Below are 25,044 nucleotides of genomic sequence, written 5' to 3' on the forward strand. Positions count from 1 at the left end.
AAAAATTATCATTACTTATTTTGAATAGCGCTTTATTTAAAATAAAAAAAGTCAGCATGATTAGCTGACCTTTTTAACAATAAAATGATTTATATCAAAACCAATAAATACTAGTAAGTTATTATGCCAATCCCGATTATAAAGTCAACCAATCACGGGGTTTTAGGTAGAAGTCAGTCAACTCAAACTCAGGCGTGCCCTGATCTGGTTCAAAGCGATAGTGCCAACTGGCAAGCGGCGGCATACTGACCAAGATGGATTCAATACGCCCATTACTTTGCAGACCAAATAGAGTGCCGCGGTCATAAACAAGGTTGTATTCAACATAGCGACCTCGGCGATAAAGCTGAAATTCACGCTCTGCTTCGGTATAGGGCACATTTTTACGCTGCTCAAAAATTGGCAGCATACCTTCAAGGTAGCCATTACCGACCGCTTGCATAAATTTAAAGCAGGTTTCAAAATTCCAACCGCGACTTTCAGTATTGACGTCATCATAAAACAAGCCGCCGATACCGCGCTGCTCATCACGATGACGTAAATGGAAATACTCGTCGCACCATTGCTTGAAATCAGGATAAATAGTGTCGCCGAAAGGTGCACAGAGGTCATGACAGACTTGATGCCAATGCACGCAGTCAGCAAGCACAGGATAAAATGGCGTTAAATCAAAACCGCCACCAAACCACCAAATAGGGTCTTTGCCTTCTGCTTCGGCAATAAACAATCGTACATTGGCATGGCTGGTTGGCACATGAGGGTTTTTGGGATGCACAACAAGAGATACGCCCATTGCCTGTGCTTTACGACCAGCAATGTCAGGATGACGCGCAGTTGCTGAAGCAGGCAGGTTTTGGACGTGTATATGACTAAACATAACGCCGGCTTTTTCTATCACTTCGCCGTCTGCCAATACGCATGAGCGACCACCGCCACCTTCAGGGCGCTCCCAATCGTCAGGGACAAAGGTAGCGGCTTTCTGCGCATCAGTGCAGCTATCGCTTTCTTGCACTTCTAGAGCTTGGCAGATACGCGCTTGCAAATCGACTAGAAACTTACGCACGCGCATGATGTCATGATGGCTTGGTGTCGTTGTTGCATCGGTCGCCGACACATTGATATCGTTATCTATATTTGGAATGCTCATAAAATATCTGATTATTTGCTATTTATTAAGGTGTAGGGTGGTATTAAAATCTGTGTCTAATAGATGACCCATACGATCGCGCTTGGTCGCTAGATATTCAGCATTCATATCATTCACTCCAACGACCAATGGCACCCGTTCAATAACATCAATGCCATGCTCGGTTAAGTAAGCGACTTTACTAGGATTATTGGTGATAAGGCGCACAGCATCAACGCCTACATGAGCAAGCATCGGTCCGCACATATCATAGATACGTGCATCAGCAGGCAACCCCAACATAAGGTTGGCATCTAGAGTGTCGTGACCTTGATCTTGTAAGGCGTAAGCGCGGATTTTATTGGTCAGACCGATGCCGCGTCCTTCTTGACGCAGATATAAAATCGCCCCGCAGCCCGTTTTTTGTATCGCATCCATAGCGGTATTTAGCTGTGGTCCGCAATCACATTTTAAGGAGCTAAAGGCGTCACCAGTTAAGCATTCAGAATGAATTCTTATTAACGGAATAGGGCGTTCTGATAAAGCATCATCTTTTTGATTTAAGATGCTGTCGGCAATATCCGTTTGATCAAACACAGGCAGACCTACCGTCAGCATCACATGCTCTTGACCCTCATCATTTTCAAAGATATGAATATCAAACTCGCCGTGACGAGTAGGCAATTTGGCGCTAGTAATAAATTGATATGACATTAATGCCCTGCATAAGCTGATCATCGTGGCGCTAATTGTCTGACATAGCTTTATTATAATAGCTAAGTTCTTGTAAGCTAGCGGGTTTGCAAGATAGTATGCTAATTATATTTATTATAAAAACCCATAAATTATAAAAACACACAAAGTTCACAGACGACGCACGATGATTAAAGCGACAATTAAAAATAAATGCTATTATGCCATACTATTTTGACGGATACAGTGACAAGTCTTTGCCCTTACATTACTATGTCGTCACTAACGTCCGGTATGGATACAAAATAATAAGGCATAATAGCCATTATTATGACCTTTGAGGCAGCTATTAGAGCAGTCTTTAGGGTTGTCATTGAACGTTATTATCTTTATATCAAATAGCGTATTTTGGGTTATTGCAGCGATAAAAGCTGTATCACTAATTGTATAGTCGATGCCATCCCTTGTATTAGCAATGATACAAATGATGGCATGGCTATTATTAACGCCACTTAGACTATTGCTATTGCTAGACCTTGTCTAAGGTAGCATCTGGTCAGCAGATTGGTAGGTATCGTACGTTTTATGCAGCAGTCACCTCATTCCCCACAGTCTCAGTCATTATCTGCGTCAGCTGTTGATTCTGCTGTACCGCTATCAAAACTGCAACAAACGTATGCAGTGATTCCACGTGAGCGTCCACAGACGCCATTGCTCGACAGTGTGGATAGTCCTGCTGATCTCAAGACTTTTAGCAGTGCTGAGCTGATGACTTTAGCCGATGAGCTAAGGCTGTTTGTATTGTATTCAGCGGGTCAAAGCGGTGGTCATTTCGGTGCCAACTTAGGCGTGATTGAATTGACTATTGCGCTACATTATTTGCTAGACACCCCGCAAGATCAGATCGTTTGGGATGTGGGTCATCAAGCGTATGCGCACAAAGTACTGACAGGTCGCCGTGATCAGTTATGTACTATCCGCTCTAAAACTGGCTTAACGGCTTTTCCAGAACGCGCCGAATCTGTCTATGATACCTTTGGGGTTGGTCATTCATCAACGTCCATCTCAGCCGGTTTAGGCATGAGCTTAGCGCTACGCTATCAAGGGCGCGCGCAGACGGTTGCCTGTATTATCGGCGATGGGGCGATGACAGGTGGCATGGCGTTTGAAGCGATGAATGACGCGGTGCAACAAGACGCTGATTTGATGGTGATTTTGAATGACAATGACATGTCTATATCCTGCTCGATTGGTGGCTTTTCACGGCATTTAGCAATGCTTTGGGAGTCAGGGTATCAGGTTGATATCTCTGATGCAGGCGAGCCAATATTATGTCAACGCCCTGATATGCAAGCATTTGACCGACGTAAGCGTCATAAAGAGCAGCGCGATGTACCGCAACTAGAAGACAATCTATTTAAGGCGATAGGCTTTACCTATTTTGGTCCTTTTGATGGTCATAATATTCCTGAGCTACTACGTGTATTGTCGCTTGCCAAGCAAGTCAAAGGTCCAGTTTTAGTCCATATTTATACCACCAAAGGTAAAGGCTTTGCGCCTGCTGAATTAGACCCAGTCGGCTATCATGCTATTAGTAGCTTACCTGCTGAAGATAACGTACCAAAAACTGAGAAACCAGAAATAATAGCGATTAAACCTTCCTTAAAGTACTCGCAAGTATTTGGGCAGTTTTTATGTGACAAAGCGGTACAAGATAATAAGCTGCTCGCCATTACCCCAGCGATGGAAGAAGGCTCAGGGATGATCGAGTTTGCTCGTCAATTTCCAGAGCGTTTCTTTGATGTAGCGATTGCTGAGCAACACGCTGTGACGTTGGCGGGTGGCATGGCAACGCAAGGCGTGAAGCCGATTGTAGCGATTTACTCGACGTTTTTACAGCGTGGGTACGATCAGCTGATACATGATGTTGCTTTACAAAATCTTGATGTGATGTTTGCCATTGATCGCGCCGGTCTAGTTGGTGAAGATGGTGCTACGCATGCGGGGGTGTTTGATTTTGCATTTTTACGCTGCGTGCCCAATATGCTGATTGCAGCGCCAAAAGATGAAAACGAATGCTATCATTTGCTCAATACTTGTTATGAATACCAAGGTTGTACCGCAGTGCGCTATCCGCGCGGTGTTGGTACTGGCGCAACTATTATACAACCAGCCCAAATTTATAATATTGGTGAAGCGGTTATAGAATCGGTACTTGGTACAGACGATGCACCCAAGAAAATGGCATTATTGGCATTTGGTACGATGGTCGAAACGGCTGAGAAAGCCGCAGAAATGATTGCGAAATCCCCTTTATTAGCATCAAGCTGTCAGCTGCATGTGGTCAATATGCGTTGGGTGAAGCCTTTAGATACTAACTTACTTGAAACCCTAATTGAGCAAGGTGTTACTCATATAGCGACTCTAGAAGAGCATATGATCATGGGCGGTGCAGGTAGTGCGGTCAATGAATACCTATTAAATGAATCGGCTGCTTTTAAAATTCATCGTCCAGCTATCTGTAATATAGGTATCCCTGATCGGTTTGTTGCGCATGGCTCTCAAGCAGAACAGCTGGCAGATTGTGGTCTAGATGTGGAAGGTGTGTTCAATCAGCTCCAAAACTTATTATCTTAACTGATGTGGCTTAAGGTTTAAAAGACGATTAACCATCTATCTGCTACATTATAAAAATAATAAATACCCATAGTCCGTAAAAAGTTGATAAAATAGCTGTGTAAAAAATAAAGCTGTATTTTTGTGCCAAGATATCGCCTGCTTGCCGTAGGTGTGAACTATTTGACAACTTGAGCGGTGCGACTAATAACAACCATATATTGTGGTTTGCTATGTGGCTTTATTTTTCATTGATTTTATAAGTAGTGTTGGTGCTATAAGTATCTCTTACTTTACATGCTTTCTTTATTAATAAGTATCTATCGATTGGTACTTATCAATTAATATTTATCTAGTAATATCCATTTATCAAACAAGCAGGTTATTGTATGGAACCCATGGTCGTCATCGCAGCGCGTGCTGCTGAAAAAGTCGGTAAAGAAATTTTGTACGCGCATCAAAACCGTCACAAAATTGAGTTGGATATCGAGTCAAAAGGACTAGATGGTCTGGTTACTCGTATTGATCGCTTTAGTGAAGAGCTGACGATTGAGACGCTAAAAGCCAGCTATCCAAATCATTCGTATTTGGGTGAAGAGTTTGGTATGCAGGAAGGTCGCGGCGAAGATGCTGACTGGTGCTGGATTATCGATCCACTAGATGGCACTAAAAACTTCGTTCATGGCGTACCACAGTTCTGTGTGTCTATCGCCGTACAGCATAAAGGCGTGACTCAGCATGGTGTTATCTATGATCCTGTCCGTGATGAGATGTTCTCTGCTAGCCGTGGTAAAGGCGCGCGTTTAAACCAACGCCGTATCAGTGTCAGTGAGCGTAAAACGATTGATGGTGGTTTATTTACTACTGGGCATCCTCTTGAGCGTAAGCGCAATGGCGAAGTTATCTCATATGCCAAAGAGCACTACGAAAGCCTACAAAAAATCACTGAAGCGGGCGGTCAAATCCGTCGTTTAGGCTCAGCTGCTCTTGATTTATGTTATGTGGCTGCTGGTCGTTTTGATGGCTACTTTGAGATGTCAATCAAGCCTTGGGATATCGCAGCAGGCGAGCTTATTGTCACCGAAGCACGTGGCGTGGTCGTTGATCATACCGGCGCACACAATTCGATGACATCAGGCTCTATCTTTGCTTGTAATATAAAACTGCTAAAACCTTTGATGCAAGTGGTTGTGCCAGCATGGGGCGATGCGCTTTAATCGTCCCCTTTTAGATAGCTAAGTATGACAAATAAAAAGCTGGTTCCGTTACGGAGCCAGCTTTTTTGTTTTACCATTATCTTTATAGCCACTTTTATCTTCAACTGTAATACCATTGAATTCAAGCTCTTTACTAACCTTTTCAAGCAGCTGCAACTCTTCTTCTATCAGCATCAGCATATCTTGCACATGAGGTAAGGCCTTGCTACAGGCAGTAATACCAAATTCAATCTTATCCAAATAACTTGCCAGCGTAATATTCATCGCTTGCCCGTTGAAGACAATCGAGGCAGGGTATAAAGATTGTAGGCGCGCGCCATTCCAATACAATGATTTTTCGGAGCCTGGCACATTTGAGATAATCAGGTTAAAGGCTTGTTTTTTAGGAAACAAACCAGTCGCCAGATTAATCCCTTCCCATGCATAAGACACCACACTGTAGTTAATAACTTGCGCTTGATTCATACGTCTAAAACGGCGTTTTCCATTGTTCATACTGCGATGAATTAGCTTGATTCTACTCAATGGATCATCCAGATGAGTACCCAGATTGGCAAGGACAAATGACAGCTGATTGCCCGCGACACTATCGTCAGTTCGTAAAGACATGGGCACGAACGCAATCAGAGGCTTGCTAGGTAGTGCATCCATCGAAATCAAATAACGCCGGATAGCACCAGCACAAACGGCTAGTACTACATCGTTTTTGCTAATATTAATACGCTCAGCAATATCATTGAAGCGCTTGATATCATAAGATTGTGCCGCTATACGTCTCGATGCTGAGATGCGTCTGTTTAAAATACTTCTCGGCGCATCAAAGGTACTGACATAGCTGTCGTCATTATAATTTTTAAAATTATCCAGTAATTCTGTGAACACAGGCTTAATGGTAGATACTTGCTCTTTCAGGATGCGTAAAGCGGAGCGCTCTTTGGGCAATATAGCATCGATCTGATTGCGATGGCGTGCCATTAATGACCAAATAGGCAAAGTAACCGGCTCATTGGGTGATTGTGATAAGGATTTTTTGACCAAACGCATGGCAGCGATGCCATCAACCAGCGAGTGATGGATTTTGAAATACAGCGCAAAGCGCTCTGGGCTACCTTCGCTCTCTGGCTGAATGCCTTCAATCACATGGCATTCCCACAGGGGCATAGCACGGTCCAATAGACGACCATGCTCTCTTGAAACATACATCAAAAGTTCGCGCACACGGGCGGGCTTGGGTAGGGCGACATGATGCAAGTGGTGCTCAACATCAAAATTTTTGTCTTTTTTCCAAAATACCATATGCTCAAGCACTTGGTTGAACGGAAACGTTGGCGGTACATCAGAGTCTTGCATCTGCTTTACAAGCTGATGAACAAAACTGATATCCGCATCTTCTGGTAATTCAAATAAAAATAGACCTCCAACATGCATGGGTTGTTTACGCGACTCAAGAAGTAAAAACAACTGGTCGACTGCTGTAAGAAGTCGCATAATAAATCCTTTTATAATGAAAAATATAATCACCTAACCTTTAATACTACTGAAAAAAGTATCCCGTCTGTGGTGAGCTGGCAGTTGCCATTTTGCGCATCGGCATACGACCCGCCAAGAAAGCCTGACGACCTGCCCATACCGCATGCTTCATTGCTTGAGCCATCATTACAGGATTTTGCGCATTAGCAATGGCTGAATTCATCAGTACGCCATCACAGCCAAGTTCCATGGCAATCGCGGCATCAGAAGCTGTACCGACACCAGCATCAACCAATACGGGTACTTTCGCATTTTCAATAATCAAGCTTAATGTATGGCGATTGAGCAAACCAAGACCAGAGCCAATTAGACTACCAAGTGGCATAATTGCCACACAGCCCATACTCTCTAATTCTTGAGCAACGATAGGGTCGTCTGACGTATATACCATGACCTCAAAACCGTCATCAATCAACACTTTGGCAGCTTTTAGTGTTTCCATCACATTAGGGTATAAGGTTTTTTCATCCCCTAATACTTCAAGCTTAACCAGATTATGCCCACCTAATAGCTCGCGAGCAAGCTTACAAGTACGAATCGCCGTTTCTGCATCAAAACAGCCTGCTGTATTTGGCAAAATAGTGTATTTATCTGGTGAAATGACATCAAGCAAATTGGGCTCATTGCTATTTTGACCGATATTGGTACGACGAATAGCGACCGTCACTATCTCTGCTGCTGACGCGCCGATGGCGGCACCCGTTTCAGTCATATCTTTATACTTACCCGTACCGACCAATAATCGAGAAGAAAAAGTACGACTGCCTACCGTAAAAGTATCTTGCAAAAGGGGTGTCGATTGAGTGGCAGTGCTAGTGTTATCTGACATAACTGAAAATCCTAATGGCGAGTAAAACAAAATGCTATTATAACAAAATCATGCAATCTTACTTGCAGTCTTTTTGAGTTGAGCCAGTTAAGAATAATACATTTACCATGCTTTGATACAAGTTTTTTTCTGAGTTTTTCTTTATCTATTAGGTCGTTTTTATGATGCAACTGCCGTACAGTTTTGCAAAACGCCATCAGATTTTGGTTATTCTAGCCATTGATCCTGAGCTGCCACCGACATTGCTATTGACCAAGGTGACGCCGCTTTCAGCAATCAATGAAGCGGTGCGATTTTTACAGCAGCAAGGCATACGCGGTGTGCCAATATATGAAAGTGTCAGCTCGGACGATTTTGAGAAACGCATGAATGCCGCTTATGCAGGTAATACTGGCGAGTCACAGCATATCGCCGCTGGTCTTGAAGACCATCCTGATCTTGATAGCTTGGCAGATAGCGTGCCTGAAACTGAAGACTTAATGGACCAACAAGACGATGCACCTATTATCCGTCTGATTAATGCATTATTATCCGAAGCGATACGTCTAAACGCCTCAGATATCCATATTGAAACCTTTGAAAAACGCTTGGTCGTTCGCTTTCGCGTCGATGGTGAGCTTAAAGAAATCATCACACCAAAACGTCAATTAGCGCCGTTATTAGTATCGCGCATTAAAGTGATGGCAAAACTGGATATCGCTGAAAAGCGTGTGCCGCAAGATGGGCGTATTAGCTTGCGCTTAGCGGGGCGCGAGGTTGATGTGCGGGTATCGACATTGCCGTCAAGTTTTGGTGAGCGTGTGGTCATGCGCTTACTAGATAAGCAAGCAGGTCGCCTGAATATGACCTATTTGGGTCTATCTGATAATGATTATAGTGAGCTTAAGCGCTTAATCCATCGCCCGCATGGCATTATTTTAGTGACAGGACCGACAGGCTCTGGTAAAACCACCACGCTATATTCTGCATTGACTGATTTAAATGATCAAACCCGTAATATCTTGACCGCTGAAGATCCGATCGAGTTCCAGCTTGATGGTATTGGGCAAACGCAGGTTAATAACAAAGTCGATATGACCTTTGCTAAGAGCTTGCGTGCAATGTTGCGTCAAGACCCAGACGTGGTCATGGTGGGTGAGATTCGCGATTTAGAGACAGCAGAAATCGCTGTGCAAGCATCTTTAACAGGGCATTTGGTCTTATCAACCCTACATACCAACACTGCTATTGGAGCGGTTACGCGCTTGCAAGATATGGGCGTTGAGCAGTTTTTATTATCATCATCATTGATAGGCGTGGTCGCCCAGCGTCTGGTACGTACGTTATGTACACATTGTCATGATTGGCAGCTGGCTGATCCTGAACAAGCCAAATTGTTTACTGAGATTGGTATTCAATCAATGTCTGACAATATTGCAACTAACAATGCAGCTAACAATGCTGCTGATAATCTGACAGATAAAGCTATCAAGCTACCTAGAGCAGTCGGCTGTGATAAGTGTAACCAATCAGGCTTTAAAGGGCGAACAGCGATATATGAAGTGGTGCCCGTTGATGATGCGCTGCGTCGCATGATTCATAGCAATACCGCCGAGTATGAGCTAGAAGAGTACGCCCGCCAAAAGACACCATCGATTCGTGCTGATGGTTTGCGTAAGGTAATCGCGGGACGTACGACGTTAGAAGAAGTGCTACGCGTGACCAAAGAAAGCGCCCTACTTGAGGACGCTTTGATTGTTTAGAGTAATATTTTAAGAGACATTTTTATTTGACAGCGATACATTCAACTTCAACGCTGGCACCTGCCGCTAGCTCTGCGACACCAAAAGCTGAACGGACGGGATAAGGCTTTGCCAGTTCAGCTTTATAGATTTTATTGAAGTCATTAAAATCGTCCATATCGGTGAGCATCACCATACACTTAACGATATCTGACTTTTGGTAACCATATTTCAATAACGTAGTATTGATATTATCCATTGTCTGTTTGGCTTCAGCTCTAACACCGCCTTTGACCAGCTTGCCATCTTTAAAACCAATCTGACCAGACATATACAAAGTATCGCCGACACGGACTGCTTCTGAGAAAGGATAATTGCCGCCGTCACCTAAAAACACAGGGCTAGACTTAGTGATAGTTGCTGCATGATGTGTATGAGTTGAAGTTTTTTCGGGTGCCGCAGTGGCACTAACGGTAAATCCTAATGCACAGATACTGACGAGAAAAGCCTTGGATAAATTAGTAAGCTCTGTTTTAGAAGTAGCTTTAGAAATCATTTTGGACATCATTGTCTCCTTATTATAAGTTTATAAATCACTGCTATACGAAGTGCGCTATAAAAATGCTAGCGCACTACTTTACGTATTCTTAATATATTAGTTATCTTAAACAGCCTCATCATTATCAGCTGATTGATTGTCTTACTTAGTTTCTACTTTTGCGTCTGTTTCTACTACTTTGGTATGAGACTCAGTATCAGCCTCTGCCGACTTTTCATTAGCTTTGCCTTGGCGACGCGCTTCTAACTCAGACTTGGGTATCCAAGCCCATGTCATCTCGACTACGATTGGGTCGCGATCACTGTCCGACTCACGGTCATGAATGACACATGGAATAATCATTTCGCCTTTCGGAGTATTTAAAATATCTAAACGCTGCTCATCAGATAAGCTTGCGATGGCAGCCATTTGTCCTTTTTTAATCGGTCGATAGAAATTCACTGAATAAGACTTAATCAATAGTACACGATCAGCAGGTAAGTTTAAGCCTAAAATGAATCCCGTTGCCGTTTCAGCAAGCAAAGTAATGGCAACTGCATGGACGGAGCCGATATGGTTTTGCACCGCTTTGGTATTATTTAAACTGACCACCACTTGGTTTGGCTCGACCGTTTCATAGTAGATACCCGTTGTGCCCACATAAGGTACTACCTTACCAAATGCTTTCGATAAAATGCTCGAACGTGCACCAGCAGGTAAATATTTGGTGATAGATAACAATTTGGTAAATTGATTGCTGATTGGTTTAAGTGTGCTATTGGTTTTTTCGACTGCAGGTTTTGCGTTCTCAGAGACTTTGGCTGGCAGTTTATTGGTCCGTTTGATCGGGAGTTTTTTTAATAATCCTGACATACAATATTCCTCATTTAAGTGGGATTTACAATGCTAATGATACTAGGGTTAAAAGGCTCATGGCATAAATGAGTCACCGAATAGGCTTTATGCTAGCAGCTATTTTAGTTATGGTACATTAACTGCTCAGTCGCTACTATTATTACCATGTACTGCTGCGCTTACAAAATAACAGTGACGTAACGGCATCTTAGGCGTTAGTAATTTAAGCACTGATACCCTGTAGAGTGAGTAACTATAATGATAAAATGCTAGCGCTTTTTTATACTTTTTTGCTGGATGATGTTATGCCTGATATGTGTGATGATAAGCCAACCAATATTATTTATACGGGCGTCGCGGGTACTGGTAAAACCTACCGATTGCTCCAAATTGCTAAAGAATATACGGACTATCTGCCTAGAGCCAATGATGAAGATTTACTCAAGCAGTTATTGCAAGAGTTGAACTGGCGTGATGTGGTGTGTTTGATATTTTTAGATTTTCAATCGCAAAAACAGGACTTAGTAAAAGTACCTGAAATCGTCAATCATGAGTTTTTTATCGCCAAAGCATTACAAAATGCACGTGAGAAAAATTTAAGTAATACAGCGTGGTCTGTACTGCAAATGCACAGTCCAACCAGCTCACAGACGGTTGGGTATAAAAATAGAGCCAGCCAAGCGTATTTTGATAAAGACCCTAGCGGTGCGTGGTATTTACTGCCTGACAGCCTGATGCTATTAAGCGAATTGTCAGAGCAATTGTCAGAATTTCAGCAGGCGCAACGTGATAATAGTGCCAGCCAAAACCAACGCTTTAGCCAACAGCGCTTTAGTATGGTCAGTTTCCATCAGGCATATGGCTATGAAGAGTTTGTCGAGGGCATTCGCCCGGTAATGGCAGCTTCTAATCAGTCGAATAACAGCTCATCTCAAATGAGCTATGCCATTACTGATGGCGCCTTTTTAAAGCTCTGTCAGCGCGCGGCAAATGATCCTCAGCAGCGTTATGCGATGCTGATTGACGAGATTAATCGTGCCAACGTCTCACGCGTTTTTGGTGAATTGCTCAGCCTTATTGAACCTGATAAACGAGCAGGTACGCCCAATGCGATGACAGTAAGTTTGGCATACTCTGGGCGAGCGTTTAGCGTGCCTGCCAATGTTGATGTCTATGCGACCATGAATACCCAAGATCATTCGTTAGCGCCACTAGATATGGCACTGCGTCGTCGTTTTCGCTTTATTAACTGTTCGCCGCAGCCTGAGCTATTACCGATTATCAACCCGAATGAAGGATTAAAAATAGTCGACGAAGCAGAGTCCATCAATTTAGCCAAAGTATTAACGGGTTTAAATCATCGTATTAGCCAAACGTTAGGGATTGAGGCGCAAATGGGTCATGCATTTTTATTCTCCGTGCATAATCTTGAGCAGTTACAAATGGCACTTACTGAGCAAATTATTCCACAATTAGCCCAAGCAGCTGGCGGGCAAGTGGCTGTCTTGCAGTATATTTTTAGAGATGAACAGCAGCCAATATCGGCGCAATTTATTCATGATAGTCAAACGTTAATACATAACGGTATGCCCACTCAAATGGCTAGCGAGAATAGTATAGCTTCTCAGAACTCCATGTTTGCAGGACAGCAATCCTATTTTACTCAATCTATAAATGCCGGCGGTTATGCAATTAATACTGACCTTATTGCCAAGACTGGCAAGTTCACCCAGCTTGCCGTCTATCAGCGCTTATATCCATGAGGATGTTAATCTATGATAAATACGCATAAGCACACTCAAAGCTCTGAAATGAATATCATGACGGTATTTGAACATCAGCGTTTAATAGCGTCTAATTTCTTGTACGACTCTGATTTTCAGTGGCTGATAACCCAAGAGCTGTCAGTATTTAGTATTAAACGCAAGCAAGGACAGTGGCAACTCAAGGTTGGACATTATATTGGCGTTATTGTACTGCCTAGTGGCATGACTCTTGAGATACTGCCAAAATTTATCGCAAACACTGCTAGCAACTCTATTAAGCAGCCATATCAGTCAAATGAATCGCCAGTAGATACGGATATTTTACAAACCCGTCACTGGGTACAAAATATGCTGTCAGACCTAATGAATAGTAACGATAACAAATCGCCTCACAGCAAAAATTTTGGGCAATTCAGCCGCCAGTTGACAGCGCTGCCAGTCACCGCATTGCCTTTATCTGATTGGCTCAGTATGCAGCTTTTGCAGCGTTTAACGAATTATCAACCGACCAAACAGTATCAAACCCAAATCCATAACCAAGCAGCAATTCAAGGACGTTTACTCATAAAAGAGCAATTACTCCATAACAGTATGCAGCCACATAAATTCGTTTGTGAGCGCAGTGTGCTGAGCCAAGACATGCTCGGCAATCGCATGATTAAGAGCGCACTGACGCTGCTGAGGCCTTTGTTGTCTCAATCAAATCTGCTTTTACATTTACAGCCGTGGCAGCAAGTGTCTGTCCTACATCAGCATGAAATACGCCAGCTAGAGTCGATATACCTTCAAGCAAAGCGTGAACTTGCCATTCAGCCGCTGCAAGCAAAGCAATTACAAGCCGCCTTGCAACTGGTAGATTTCGCTTATTGGCTGCTTAGTCAATCAAATATGGAAATCGGTCATAGTATTAATGCACCAAAACCATTTGGTAGTAGATCTACACCGCCACGCTTATGCTTACTGATAGATATGAATCAAGCGTTTGAGCAATGGGCAAGCCAGCGTATCGCTTTGATTTTTCAACAGCAAAGCAAAGATTATCAACCACTGTTTCAAACGCAGCGTGTTTGGCTTAATGATGCCGAAGGGCAGGCGTGTTTGTCTATTCGTCCTGATTTATTGATTTATCGCCAGATGCGTTCGAATACTAAAAATAAAGAGAAGCATGATGATGCTTTACCAATAAAGAATTTAGGAGCAAATCCATCACCAGAAAAACAAGCAGGTCAATATAGTCACGTGATTGATATTAAATGGAAGCCTTTAGCGCATGCCAGCGCCATTAGTGCCAGCGACGCTTATCAACTGAGCAGCTATGCGCAGGCTTATCAAGCAGAGCAAGTCTGGCTGGTATATCCGGTGCAAGACAATCAGAGACGAGCGGTTGTACTAAAGCAAGATACTCAGGACATATACAATAGTGAAAATGCACCCTATGCTCAGTTATGGCTGATACCTTTTAATGTGCTTACAGGTACGATAAACACTGACTTGCTTCCGACATAAGATTTAGTATAATATGCGCTTAGCTCATGAGGCACTATGTTGAGTAGCGCTTGTTGTCGACGCTTAGTTTATAAGAAATAAGCCTTTTTTAAATAATTTAGCAGTTATTTCAAATTAATTAAAAATAGGTGTTGACACCATCGGCGTTTCCCCTTAATATGTGCACCTCGATAGCAAGGAACGTTAGCCAGTTAGTGGCATTGCCAACAACCAGTTAATTAACAAACTATCGTGTTAATAGAGAATTTCGGAGTGTGGCGCAGTTTGGTAGCGCATCTGGTTTGGGACCAGAGGGTCGTAGGTTCGAATCCTATCACTCCGACCATCTATTTAAGAGCCTTACAGGCTTTTTTTTATGTATAATGGTTTGGTTTCTTGTATATCAAGCGGACCAAAATATGTAAAAGTCCTCTAAGAGCGCCTGTAGCTCAGTTGGATAGAGCATCTCCCTTCTAAGGAGGTGGCCGCAGGTTCGAATCCTGCCAGGCGCACCATTTAGCCTGCATATATTGCCGAATTTTGGCAACAGTTATGGCGGTTGTAGCTCAGTTGGTAGAGCCCCGGGTTGTGATCTCGGTTGTCGTGGGTTCGAGTCCCATCAGTCGCCCCATTTTTTTGCTATATCCCTTCTGTTTATATTCTATATTAAAATCATTTAAAAAAAGCCGCTGCCATTTTTGGCATTTTTTTGTACCTGTCTATTTTATATCTTTTTGCCTCTGTGATAGTCCTAAACCTTTTAAATCGCTCATGATCTAACAGTCTACTGGCGTTTTTTATCATTTTTTATGATACATATTGTGTCGTAAGGGCTTTATAAAGGTATATTAGCGGTACTGTCAAAGAAAAATTTATCTCAGTAGCACTATATTTTTAAATAAAATTGATCCTCATATTAATGCGATTTTTTTATTAAAGTGGCGCGTTATTGAGCAGCTGTTATTGAGGAAATGGTTAATGGACGCATTAAGCGTGTTACTACAAAATGTGCATTTATTCGATACGAAATACTATCGCTTAAATGGTACAGGCAATTGGTCTTACTCACTCACTAGACAAGATACGATTGTGTTTTATTTGGTGATGTCTGGTAGCTTTTGTATTGATATGGGCAGTGGACTCAGAGAAGCGCATGCTGGCGACATTATTATGATTCCTAGCGCGCACAATCATGTCAGTTACGCGCTCAACCATCATGGTGAGAGTGCCAAACCTTTGGATGAGTTGCTTACTAATTGCACGGAACAAGTGCTTGATATTCAGGGCGATGGTGATGCCCAATCATCTTTGATACTGATTGAATGCAAGTACGATAAAGAGATGATTCGTCCTTTATTATCAGTACTACCAACGATATTGCCTGAAATTAACGATGAATCTGATGGTCGGTTCGAGGTGATTGATGTTGAGATTCGACTGCTGACGTTAGAAGCTGAGCATGAGCGGATGGGTAAGACGGCGATTATCAATCATTGGGCAAGTATTATGATGATTGAGTGTTTGCGGGTTTATATCGAAAGTTTGCCTGAAGCCACGGACAGTTGGCTAAAAGCCATGAAAGACCCGTTTTTAACCAAGGCATTGGTCGCCATGCACGAAAATCCAAGCCAAAACTGGAGCATTCATGAGCTTGCTGAAGTTGCAGGTATGTCACGCTCGAGTTTTGCGCAGCGTTTCAAAGACGTGGTTGGTATGCCGCCGTTGACCTACCTGATTGACTACCGTTTGCGTTTGGCGGCACGTTATTTGCGCTTGCAGCAAAATAGTATCAGCCGTATTAGTGAGCTAGTGGGTTATGCCTCAGACTCAACCTTTAGCCAAGCCTTTAAGCGCGTATATGGCATATCACCAAAAGCGTACCGCCAGCAATATCAAAAACAAAACCTTGCTTAGCCGCTGCTTCACACATAAATAGTCATCCAAGCTGTGTGATATTTTCTAAACTGAGTCAGTGATATAATAGCGTCTATCTGATAATAATTTTTCATCATTAGCATTTCGATCTTGCACAGCTGACAATGAGTGTAGGTTCAGGTACTATGGAATGACAATGAAGTAATAAGTCGCCTAGTTGCGACAGTGTTTTAGCGACCTATCTTTTATGCTTATATATTACGGTTTATCCAGAATATAGTATGACTTAGGTGATGTTTATTTTTGCAGCTGATGGTGTTTTATGACTGAACCGACCGCAAAACCAAGCGTAAAATCAAATGATCTACAAGATTCTTCTGCGTCTATTAATCATAAAGACAAACTTAATAGCAGAGTCAAAGCTAACAATAATCAGCATGACTCAAATCTTCAGCAGGAAAATAGCGCACAGGCAGGTATGGCTATTCGGCTTGATAAAGCAGCATTATTAGCATTATTTGTTTTGCCAAATGCGGAGGGTAGCTTGACAGAGACTAGCTCCGCTAATATAAATACTGCTAATCATACTCTGATAAACCAAAGCTCATCTATCTCTGCAAGTGACAGTAGTATTGCTACTCAGCGCGTGGCACTTTATCGGGCGCAGCATGAGCGCACGCAGCAATTATATTTGGCTTCTGCTGCTATCCGTCCGACTTACCTTGTACATACCCTCAAAACACAATTTGCCGAATACCAGCAATATTTGCTTGCACAGCAGCTTGATAAACGCGGTTTGATGGATACGGATGCCATTGAGCGCTTATGGCAGCAGCTGCATGTGGTCGATGACATTATCGAAGATATTGTACGCCATATGCCAGCTCAGCAACCTGCAGGTTGGCAGTTGACAATACAGGATGGACATAATCCATTATGCTTTGCCACCGTCGGCAAGCTAAAGCATAATAAACCTATCTTTGATCAAGGCAGTTTGAACAGCTATGTGCTCGGGCACTTTGGCGTCAGTAGCTTTACTTACGATCGTGGCTATTATATAGGACATGTGGTTGGCTATTTATTTAGCTGTTATTTTTGCGCCCATTTATCTATTACCTATGGCGTGACAGCACTTGGTCAGGATGTGGTGAGTGATTATGATTATGCCAGCCTTGAAACCCCGCACATGGTCAGATTGCTACAAGGTTTAGACGGTTATTGCAAAAAACGTATTTATCAATTGGCGGTCATTTGTGCACGTCTCAGTGTGTTTGCCAGTGATAAGCGCATTGAGCGTATGCTGATCGCTGAAGTCAATGATTTTGATAAAAAGCTACAACAACAGCATTTAGATGTTCTATTATTGCAAGGCTTGATGCCGGATAGTAACGATTCTACGCCGCTTCTTTAAGTCGTCTATTCTTTTAATAAGCCAACTTTTCAAATCTTGATCCATCCTCTTTTACTCTTGACCGTCTTAGGATATCCGCTGCTATGCCCGCTTATCATTATAAAGCGCTTGACGATCGCGGCGGCATCCAAAAAGGCTTGCTTGAAGGTGATTCTGCGCGGCAAGTACGCCAGCAGCTGCGTGATAAACAATGGACGCCCGTCGAAGTCAACGCCGTCAATGATAGGCAAAGTCAGCATAAAAGCCGCTATAAAAAACCCTCTGCTTATGAGTTGGCACTGCTTACCCGCCAGTTATCTGTATTACTTGCTGCTGGTATTCCGTTAGAGGAAACTTTGGCAGCTGTCGCCAAACAATCGCCAAAAACCCATATCAAATCTTTGATGCTTGCCGTGCGCTCGCATGTTCTAGAAGGTCTCAGTTTGGCGCGCGCTTTGCAGCAAGCGGCGAGCTTTCCGCCACTATATATCGCTACCATTGCAGCTGGAGAAAAATCTGGTCATTTGGATTTGATCTTAAATCAGCTTGCCGATTACACTGAAAATCGCTTTGCCTTACAGAAAAAAATACAAGGCGCTATGGTTTATCCAATCGTGCTGATGGTGATGGCAGTTGGCGTAATTATGGGGCTAATGAGCTTTGTAGTACCAAAAATTGTCAAAGTGTTTGAGCAGTCCGAACAAGCTCTGCCTTTAATTACCCAAATTGTCCTTAGCTTATCAAATATTATTACCCAGTGGTGGTGGCTGATGCTGCTGGTGTTGGCAGGAACGGCGTTTTTATTCTATCGCTTCGCTCAGACGCAAGCGGGCAAGCTAGCCATAGATAGTGCCGTGCTAAAATTGCCTATACTGGCACGCTTATCGAAAGGGTTGAATGCGGCGCGCTTTGCCAGTACGCTCGCGATATTGGTGCGCTCTGGTGTGCCATTGATTGAAGCGCTCCATATTGGCGCTGCGGTCACCACCAATTTGCATATTCAAAAAACCATCATTACCGCTGCATATAGAGTGACAGAGGGTTCAAGTCTGTCGAGTCAATTAGACAAATCGCCCTATTTTCCGCCGATGATGGTACAAATGATTAAAAGTGGTGAAAACTCGGGCGAGCTTGAAAACATGCTTAGCCGTGCTGCCAATATGCAAGAGGCAGAAGCCACCAATTTTATAAGTACTTTATTGTCATTACTTGAGCCTTTAATGCTGGTGTTGATGGGTGTGGTCGTTATGATTATCGTAATGGCGGTGATGCTGCCAATTGTGAATATGAATGACTTGGCTGGCTAGTTTTTATTAACCTTAAATATACGCTCCTGTTAGTAATAGTTGTTTTATCACCCGTATACTTAACGGCATTTCTGTTTCCATATTTTCTATTTTCAAATAAAGCTTCCATACTTCTGATGCTTTGGTTCATTTTTTTTACTTATATTCTAATAATTTGACTTCAAATGTGGCTACGTTTCTTAAGTTTTGCTTACTGTTGTATATTATTGACCGACCAACGCTTTTACTGTTGTCAAATCTAACCTTGCGTTATAGTAAGTATCAGTTATGAGTAACAGTCAAATGCTATTTCAAAAGGTTAGCTATCATAGATTATTAATAACACATTGATCTAAATGACAACCTGCCTTCAATGCTGGATAAAAGTAAAACCATGGTTTATAGTAATAATCGTTTCAGTGCTCCTTGACACTGTAAATATGCCTATTATGAATGTGACGATAAAGGTAACTTAAACGCCATTTTCATTATTTATATAACCTTGACGCGAAAAGCGATGCCAGAAGCGATGACTATGACTGATAATATTCGAGTAAGTACGATTTTACCAAGTAATATGGATGATACGCCAGAGTGTTTAGCAGCAGCGCAAAGTCAGAAAGCTGTTGCTTTATCAAGCACTCAGCGCGTAAGCAATCTCCAATCAGGATTTACCTTGATTGAAATCATGGTGGTGATTGTGATTTTGGCCATTCTTGCCGGTCTTGTGGTGCCAAAGGTGGTCGGACAAAGTGATAAAGCACGGGTTAAAACCACTGAAACAGCGCTATCAACAGTATCAAATGCGCTAGATATGTATAAAGTAGATAATTCGCGCTATCCAACGACGGCTCAAGGCTTAGAAGCACTCACCACGCCACCAGCGGAAGCTAAGAACTATCCTGACGGTGGTTATATTAAAGGCGGGTATCCAACGGATGGTTGGGAAAACGAGCTGCAATATGTTGCTCCAGGTAGTGAAGGTCGACCTTATGATTTATTTTCTCTAGGGGCTGATGGCGAACAGGGCGGAGAAGGGCAGGATGCTGATCTTTATGCTCAGCTATAAGCTCTAGCCTACTCAGTTATTTAGGTATTGTTTGCAAGCGATACCATGATAAATACCTTGGCGCTAAAAGCATCTTTAATGAGATTAATATATCAACCAATAAGACGTTATTGGTTGATATTTTTTATGACTATCGCTAACTATAAATATCACTAACTTTAAATTCAGATAAACGGAATCTTAACCCTGCTATTTATTAATAAAACGAGTGACTATTTTCTATTGATTGTAAAAAAACAGCTGTTCTTCTAGTAATCCGAGGTAATCATATGTCTATTGAAACATTAAAATCGAAATCAATTATCATGAATAAACAATCAACTAAAAAGCCTTATTTGCTTGCTATAACAGCCACTGCTTTGATGACTACTTTGTCAATGACGTCTGTTGCGACTCAAGCTGCAGGTCTGGGGGAATTGTTTAGTAATAATAGTGCTCAGCAATCAAAATTTTTGCCCGTTGACAAGGCGTTTCAAGTGACTAGCAGTACCAAGGCGACGGCTAAAGGCACGCAGTTATCGATCGCTTTTGATATCACACCAGGTCATTACGTGTATAAAGATAAGCTGACCTTGAGTTTTCCAAAAGGTATCAATGCGTCGCCATTTACCTTTAGCCAATCGCCGGTTTCTATTGATGATCCAACTTTTGGCAAGGTACCCGTATTTACGCAAAAAACTGTGATAGCAACGACTATGATGACGACCAAAAATGGTAAAGCGGCAAAGAATGTGCCAGTTATGATTGGCTGGCAAGGTTGTGCTAAAGCTGGACTATGCTATCCGCCAGAAAAGGTTAAAACCACGTTAAACATTGCAGTCAAACGTTAGTCATTAATAGATAGCGCAAGTAGGTTGATTTATATAGTCGTTATAACAGGTAGTCCTTTATGTCCATCAAGACAGTAAAAAGCATTTCGTCATTTAAAGCGGTATCCACCAGAAATCAGTCTTCAAAAAATTTGCCATCAGTTGTAAATAAAGTGCCAAAGAAGTCTTATTTACTGGCACTAACTATAGCGAGTAGCTCGTTATTTGTAGGATTGACTGCGACGACTATGACGACGCAGGCAGCAGGATTGGGCGATCTTTTTAGTAGCAATCAAAGCGCTGGACAATCGAAATTTCTGTCAGTGGATAAAGCCTTTCAAGTCACGAGTAGCAGTAAAGCTGTCAAAGCTGGCACTCAGTTATCGATTAATTTTGATATCACTCCAGAGCATTATGTTTACAAGAATCAGCTTAAACTCATTTTGCCTGCTGGGGTTACGGCGGCACCGTTTACTTTTAGTCAAACGCCTGTCTTAATTGATGATCCAACTTTTGGTAAAGTGCCAGTATTTGATCAAAAAAATATGGTAGCCACTACTACTCTGAGTACTAGTGGCAAGAGCATTGACAATGCAGCGATGGTAATTGGTTGGCAAGGCTGTGCCAAAGCAGGACTTTGCTACCCGCCTGAGAAAATAAAAACCACTGTCGATGTCGTTGCAAGCTCGCCGCAAGCTGGGGTTAATACGATAAGTAATGTCACTGGTGTTGCTAAAGGCGATGTCAATCAAGAGACTACTACTAATGCAAATTCGGTAGATAATAGCAATAGCGTCACAACATCAGAAGCGCCAAATGCCACAAGTATAGACAGTACTGAGACAATGAGTGCTGAAGCAGAGCAAGCGCTTGCAGAAGAAGATGAAGTCGTTGATTATGCGTTGTTGGATGATGAGGCTTTAGATGGAGAGATTGGCGCCACCAATACGATTTCTGGCGCTGATACACCGTTAGCAGATAATGTTGCTCCGACAAATAATACGCTAGCTACCGCAGATAATTTGGCTGATGGCGATCCGTTTGGCTTAACCAAGCATCCTTGGTTGGCATTAGGATTATTGTTTTTGGCAGGGCTTGGCTTAGCGCTTACGCCGTGCGTACTACCTATGTTACCTATCGTCGCAAATATTGTCGCCCGTCAGCAAAATCCAACGGTTAAAAAAGGTGTCATTTTAACGACAAGTTATGCGATTGGGGTGTCGATTGCTTACGGAATACTTGGTGCTGTCATTGCTGTATTTGGTGAGTCACTCGGCATCATCGGCTGGCTACAAAACCCAATCATCCTGATCAGTTTTGCAGTAATATTTGTTTTGTTAGCCCTTTACATGCTTGAAGTATTTACCATTCGTTTGCCGCATTTTATCAGTAGTAAGATGCAGGGCTTAAGCCAAGCAGGCGATAGTAAGCTCGGTAGCGCTGGTGGCAGTTTAGCTGCTGGATTTTTATCAGCATTGGTAGTATCACCTTGTGTTTCTGCACCATTATTTGGCGCTTTACTTGCTGTCTCAACGATTGGTAATCCGCTATTGGGTTTTGCTGCCCTATTTATGCTAGGCTTTGGCTTGTCAGCGCCACTGATTTTGATTGGTGCTACCCAAGGCAAAATTATGCCAAAAGCGGGCGAATGGATGAACTGGGTCAAGCAAGGTTTTGCCTTATTGTTATTTGCCGTGGCGTTACTATTAATAGAGCGCGTCTTTATATCGTCAGTAATGTTACTGGTATGGGCATTATGGTTTATGGTTGTGGCAACATGGGCATGGAGCTGGCGTGGTAAAGGTCGAATGCTATCGCAAGCCATCGGTTTGATAGCTGGTATTTGGGCTGCTACTTTAGTGATTGGTGCCGCACTTGGTAATGATGATAGCTTACATCCGTTAGCTTCATTAAGTGCCGCCCCTATGTTAGTGCAGTCAGCTAACGGTCAAGCTGGCGCTCAAAATAATGCGATGAATAACTCAGATGAGCATATCACTACGTTGGCAGAATTGGATGTTATCACTGCCGCCAATCCTAAAGTTTTGGTCGATTTGACCGCTGATTGGTGTATTGAATGTCGCATTATGGATAAGAATTTATTTACCAATCGTCCCGCACAAATGCAAGACTGGCAATTGGTAAGACTCGATATTACGGAAACCACAGCGGATTCTAAGGCAATTTTAGCGCGTTATAAATTATTTGGACCACCAACTTTATTGTATTACCAAGATGGTCAATTGGTACAAAAACAAGTGGGTGAGATTGGTCGTGCAGAGTTTGAGCAGACTTTGACGGCATTAAATAAATAATAGTTGTATTGGAAATCTTTTTTTATTTCTTTAGATGCCTTAATACGATTACTATAAAAAAGTCAACGTACTGTCATAGTATGTTGGCTTTTTTTATTTTTTATCAGAAGAAGGCTTGCAGAACTCGATTAGTTGTATTTCGTGCTAAATAAAGCAACATTACTTTGAGAGTGTCATTAGCAAGACACTTGTTAAAGGGTCCTTTTTTTATTCTGTACTCATTATAAGCATTTGGTTTTATGCTACTTATATCTATTTAGCGCTACATTATGCAGCAATAAAGCTAGTATAGTGTGTACGTTTTCATTACAATAAAGCAACATTGCTAAATGCGCATTATTCAGCGTAACAGCAACCCTTTATCTCCAAGTTATATTGATTTTTATGCCAGTTTAGCGTCGATGCTAATTGTTATATCAATCACCTCATATATTCTATTGACAGTAATGATCAGTTGAATAAAGGATACTTATGTTTTCCAATATTACTTCGCAGCGCCCCTCTGTAAATAAACTTGAAACGCCAAAAAAAATGATGCTCCGAACGGCTAAATGCTCTCTACATATTGCTGTTGGTATAGTGCTCACTTGTTTCACAGTACAAGCTCAGGCTGCTGATACAGCTCAGACTAAGAGCTTACAGCCTATAAATACCAGTACTGCTGTGCAAAATAGCAGTGCAGTAAGCGAAGATTTTATCGCTCAGCAGGCTGCTCTGTTCTTTGAATGTACTCAAGTACAGACCAGTTCTGCCCGTTTGGCGTGCTTTGATAAGGTTGCAGAACAAGGCAAAACGCCAAGTTATGTCACAAGTAAACAGCCAGTAGATTTGGCAAAAACGGTTATAAGTACGCTGTCAGGCAACCCTCAAGTCATACTGGCTGAAGAAACCAGTACCATTACTGCCAATGGCAATGTCATTTCTAAAAAGGTTTCGAGCAATTATCCTCAAGATATTGAAACAAACCCGCCCGCTGAGACTGAAAGCTTGGATACGGTTGGACTGACGCAAAGAGAAGCAGAAGTACTGGAAAGTGTCGGCGTGACTCAAGCAGATATTGAAAAATATACGCCGCTAAGCTTAGCATATGATCTTGATAAAAACAGTGAACGTGGTACATGGACCGTCAGACCGTATCGTCCAACTTATGTTATGCCACTGTTTTATACCTTTGATCCCAATTTAAGCCCAAGTACACCCACTCGACCTCAACCGGAAAAACCTTTTACGTCTAATGACACTCGTAATACGGATCTAAAGTTTCAACTCTCATTAAAGACTAAAGTTGCAGAAGATTTGTTTAATACCAATGCTGATTTGTGGTTTGGTTATACTCAAGAGTCGCATTGGCAAGTTTATAATGAAGACAATTCACGACCATTTCGTGCAACCGATTATCAGCCAGAAATATTTTTGACCCAGCCTGTGACAGCAAATCTGCCTTTTGGTGGACGACTGCGCATGCTCGGAGCAGGTGCTATTCACCACTCAAATGGTCAAGATGATCCATTATCGCGCTCGTGGAACCGTGCTTATGTGATGGCAGGGGCAGAGTGGGGTAAATTGTCTGTCATACCGCGATTCTGGTTACGAGTGAACAATGAAAATGACAGCAGTGAAGACAATCCAGATATCGAAGATTTCATGGGTTATGGCGATATCAAGTTCTTATATGATTTACCGAGGCAACAAAGCCTAAGTGGTACGTTGCGCTATAATCCAGGCACCAATAAAGGCGCTGCGCAAATCGATTATATTTATCCGTTATCTAAAAATGTTAATGGTTTTGTGCAGGTATTCCAAGGTTATGGCGAATCTATCGTAGATTATAACTATGAGAATACTTCTATCGGCTTTGGTATCGTACTCAATGATTGGAAAGGGCTGTAATATTAGCGCTTTAAATATCGGTGCCTATAGTGAC

The 25,044-nt window shown here is 42.4% G+C and carries 18 protein-coding genes and 3 tRNA genes; 15 read left to right on the forward strand and 6 right to left on the reverse strand.

From position 1 onward, the window contains the following. Positions 1-136: 136 nt before the first annotated feature. Positions 137-1,147: an oxygen-dependent coproporphyrinogen oxidase gene (gene hemF / locus H0262_RS01725; protein WP_181209463.1), complete on the reverse strand. Its 1,011-nt coding sequence runs from the start codon at positions 1,145-1,147 to the stop codon at positions 137-139. A gap of 18 nt (positions 1,148-1,165) precedes the next feature. Beyond that, positions 1,166-1,840 (reverse strand): GTP cyclohydrolase II, encoded by a 675-nt coding sequence (gene ribA, locus H0262_RS01730; RefSeq protein WP_133103852.1) that lies wholly within the window; start codon positions 1,838-1,840, stop codon positions 1,166-1,168. Between the two features lie 564 nt (positions 1,841-2,404). Between ribA and dxs the strand changes: the two genes are divergently transcribed. Then, positions 2,405-4,456 (forward strand): 1-deoxy-D-xylulose-5-phosphate synthase, encoded by a 2,052-nt coding sequence (dxs, locus tag H0262_RS01735; protein ID WP_181209464.1) that lies wholly within the window; start codon positions 2,405-2,407, stop codon positions 4,454-4,456. Between the two features lie 368 nt (positions 4,457-4,824). After that, positions 4,825-5,652, forward strand: coding sequence for an inositol monophosphatase family protein (locus tag H0262_RS01740; RefSeq protein WP_011512618.1), 828 nt, complete (start codon positions 4,825-4,827; stop codon positions 5,650-5,652). Between the two features lie 48 nt (positions 5,653-5,700). On the opposite strand, the gene H0262_RS01745 is transcribed toward H0262_RS01740, so the two are convergent. Together H0262_RS01745 and H0262_RS01750 are read right to left on the reverse strand one after the other, a co-directional pair. After that, positions 5,701-7,140 (reverse strand): wax ester/triacylglycerol synthase family O-acyltransferase, encoded by a 1,440-nt coding sequence (locus tag H0262_RS01745; protein ID WP_020442606.1) that lies wholly within the window; start codon positions 7,138-7,140, stop codon positions 5,701-5,703. Positions 7,141-7,186: 46 nt separating this feature from the next. Beyond that, entirely contained in the window at positions 7,187-8,011 is an 825-nt protein-coding gene (locus H0262_RS01750; protein WP_011512620.1) for a thiazole synthase, read from the reverse strand. Between the two features lie 161 nt (positions 8,012-8,172). Between H0262_RS01750 and gspE the strand changes: the two genes are divergently transcribed. Further along, on the forward strand, positions 8,173-9,753 hold the full coding sequence (gene gspE, locus H0262_RS01755) for a type II secretion system ATPase GspE (protein WP_181209465.1): 1,581 nt from the start codon (positions 8,173-8,175) through the stop codon (positions 9,751-9,753). Positions 9,754-9,775: 22 nt separating this feature from the next. On the opposite strand, the gene H0262_RS01760 is transcribed toward gspE, so the two are convergent. Continuing rightward, entirely contained in the window at positions 9,776-10,297 is a 522-nt protein-coding gene (locus H0262_RS01760; RefSeq protein WP_181209466.1) for a RidA family protein, read from the reverse strand. A gap of 135 nt (positions 10,298-10,432) precedes the next feature. After that, positions 10,433-11,143: a DUF4442 domain-containing protein gene (locus H0262_RS01765; protein WP_181209467.1), complete on the reverse strand. Its 711-nt coding sequence runs from the start codon at positions 11,141-11,143 to the stop codon at positions 10,433-10,435. Between the two features lie 287 nt (positions 11,144-11,430). Here H0262_RS01765 and H0262_RS01770 point away from each other — a divergent pair, with 287 nt between their 5' ends. From H0262_RS01770 to H0262_RS01825, 12 genes are all read left to right on the forward strand, one after another. Beyond that, a complete protein-coding gene (locus H0262_RS01770) occupies positions 11,431-12,888 on the forward strand; it encodes an McrB family protein (RefSeq protein WP_259275375.1) in 1,458 nt (485 codons plus the stop codon). A 12-nt stretch (positions 12,889-12,900) separates the two neighbouring features. Next, complete coding sequence (locus H0262_RS01775) at positions 12,901-14,397, forward strand: McrC family protein (protein WP_181209468.1); 1,497 nt, start codon at positions 12,901-12,903, stop codon at positions 14,395-14,397. A 248-nt stretch (positions 14,398-14,645) separates the two neighbouring features. After that, positions 14,646-14,722 (forward strand) — tRNA-Pro (locus tag H0262_RS01780). A gap of 92 nt (positions 14,723-14,814) precedes the next feature. After that, positions 14,815-14,891: transfer RNA gene (locus H0262_RS01785), tRNA-Arg, on the forward strand. 40 nt (positions 14,892-14,931) lie between these two features. Further along, a tRNA-His gene (locus H0262_RS01790) sits at positions 14,932-15,007 on the forward strand. Between the two features lie 347 nt (positions 15,008-15,354). After that, the gene (locus H0262_RS01795) at positions 15,355-16,290 is read left to right on the forward strand and encodes an AraC family transcriptional regulator (protein ID WP_011512626.1); all 936 of its coding nucleotides are present in this window, start codon (positions 15,355-15,357) and stop codon (positions 16,288-16,290) included. Positions 16,291-16,573: 283 nt separating this feature from the next. Further along, a complete protein-coding gene (locus H0262_RS01800) occupies positions 16,574-17,662 on the forward strand; it encodes a hypothetical protein (protein ID WP_181209469.1) in 1,089 nt (362 codons plus the stop codon). 83 nt (positions 17,663-17,745) lie between these two features. Then, entirely contained in the window at positions 17,746-18,948 is a 1,203-nt protein-coding gene (gene gspF / locus H0262_RS01805; RefSeq protein WP_181209470.1) for a type II secretion system inner membrane protein GspF, read from the forward strand. Positions 18,949-19,462: 514 nt separating this feature from the next. Continuing rightward, a complete protein-coding gene (gene gspG, locus H0262_RS01810) occupies positions 19,463-19,996 on the forward strand; it encodes a type II secretion system major pseudopilin GspG (RefSeq protein WP_409033812.1) in 534 nt (177 codons plus the stop codon). A 305-nt stretch (positions 19,997-20,301) separates the two neighbouring features. Continuing rightward, positions 20,302-20,826 carry a protein-disulfide reductase DsbD N-terminal domain-containing protein gene (locus H0262_RS01815; RefSeq protein ID WP_259275376.1) on the forward strand — a complete coding sequence of 175 codons (525 nt, stop codon included), beginning with the start codon at positions 20,302-20,304 and terminating at the stop codon, positions 20,824-20,826. A gap of 59 nt (positions 20,827-20,885) precedes the next feature. Then, positions 20,886-23,120, forward strand: coding sequence for a protein-disulfide reductase DsbD domain-containing protein (locus H0262_RS01820; RefSeq protein ID WP_181209473.1), 2,235 nt, complete (start codon positions 20,886-20,888; stop codon positions 23,118-23,120). 471 nt (positions 23,121-23,591) lie between these two features. Then, positions 23,592-25,010: a phospholipase A gene (locus H0262_RS01825; protein WP_181209474.1), complete on the forward strand. Its 1,419-nt coding sequence runs from the start codon at positions 23,592-23,594 to the stop codon at positions 25,008-25,010. The last annotated feature ends 34 nt before the right edge of the window (positions 25,011-25,044 follow it).

It is taken from the genome of Psychrobacter sp. D2, assembly GCF_013608135.1.
In the GTDB taxonomy this organism is placed as follows: Bacteria; Pseudomonadota; Gammaproteobacteria; order Pseudomonadales; family Moraxellaceae; genus Psychrobacter; species Psychrobacter cryohalolentis.

Coding starts and splice junctions, on each gene's coding strand:
- H0262_RS01745 (WP_020442606.1), bottom strand. CDS start 7,140: ATGCGACTTCTTACAGCAGTCGACCAGTTGTTTTTACTTCTTGAGTCG.
- H0262_RS01775 (WP_181209468.1), top strand. CDS start 12,901: ATGATAAATACGCATAAGCACACTCAAAGCTCTGAAATGAATATCATG.
- ribA (WP_133103852.1), bottom strand. CDS start 1,840: ATGTCATATCAATTTATTACTAGCGCCAAATTGCCTACTCGTCACGGC.
- H0262_RS01760 (WP_181209466.1), bottom strand. CDS start 10,297: ATGTCCAAAATGATTTCTAAAGCTACTTCTAAAACAGAGCTTACTAAT.
- H0262_RS01795 (WP_011512626.1), top strand. CDS start 15,355: ATGGACGCATTAAGCGTGTTACTACAAAATGTGCATTTATTCGATACG.
- H0262_RS01740 (WP_011512618.1), top strand. CDS start 4,825: ATGGAACCCATGGTCGTCATCGCAGCGCGTGCTGCTGAAAAAGTCGGT.
- gspG (WP_409033812.1), top strand. CDS start 19,463: ATGACTGATAATATTCGAGTAAGTACGATTTTACCAAGTAATATGGAT.
- H0262_RS01815 (WP_259275376.1), top strand. CDS start 20,302: ATGAATAAACAATCAACTAAAAAGCCTTATTTGCTTGCTATAACAGCC.
- H0262_RS01800 (WP_181209469.1), top strand. CDS start 16,574: ATGACTGAACCGACCGCAAAACCAAGCGTAAAATCAAATGATCTACAA.
- gspE (WP_181209465.1), top strand. CDS start 8,173: ATGATGCAACTGCCGTACAGTTTTGCAAAACGCCATCAGATTTTGGTT.
- H0262_RS01750 (WP_011512620.1), bottom strand. CDS start 8,011: ATGTCAGATAACACTAGCACTGCCACTCAATCGACACCCCTTTTGCAA.
- H0262_RS01765 (WP_181209467.1), bottom strand. CDS start 11,143: ATGTCAGGATTATTAAAAAAACTCCCGATCAAACGGACCAATAAACTG.
- hemF (WP_181209463.1), bottom strand. CDS start 1,147: ATGAGCATTCCAAATATAGATAACGATATCAATGTGTCGGCGACCGAT.
- H0262_RS01825 (WP_181209474.1), top strand. CDS start 23,592: ATGTTTTCCAATATTACTTCGCAGCGCCCCTCTGTAAATAAACTTGAA.
- gspF (WP_181209470.1), top strand. CDS start 17,746: ATGCCCGCTTATCATTATAAAGCGCTTGACGATCGCGGCGGCATCCAA.
- H0262_RS01770 (WP_259275375.1), top strand. CDS start 11,431: ATGCCTGATATGTGTGATGATAAGCCAACCAATATTATTTATACGGGC.
- H0262_RS01820 (WP_181209473.1), top strand. CDS start 20,886: ATGTCCATCAAGACAGTAAAAAGCATTTCGTCATTTAAAGCGGTATCC.
- dxs (WP_181209464.1), top strand. CDS start 2,405: ATGCAGCAGTCACCTCATTCCCCACAGTCTCAGTCATTATCTGCGTCA.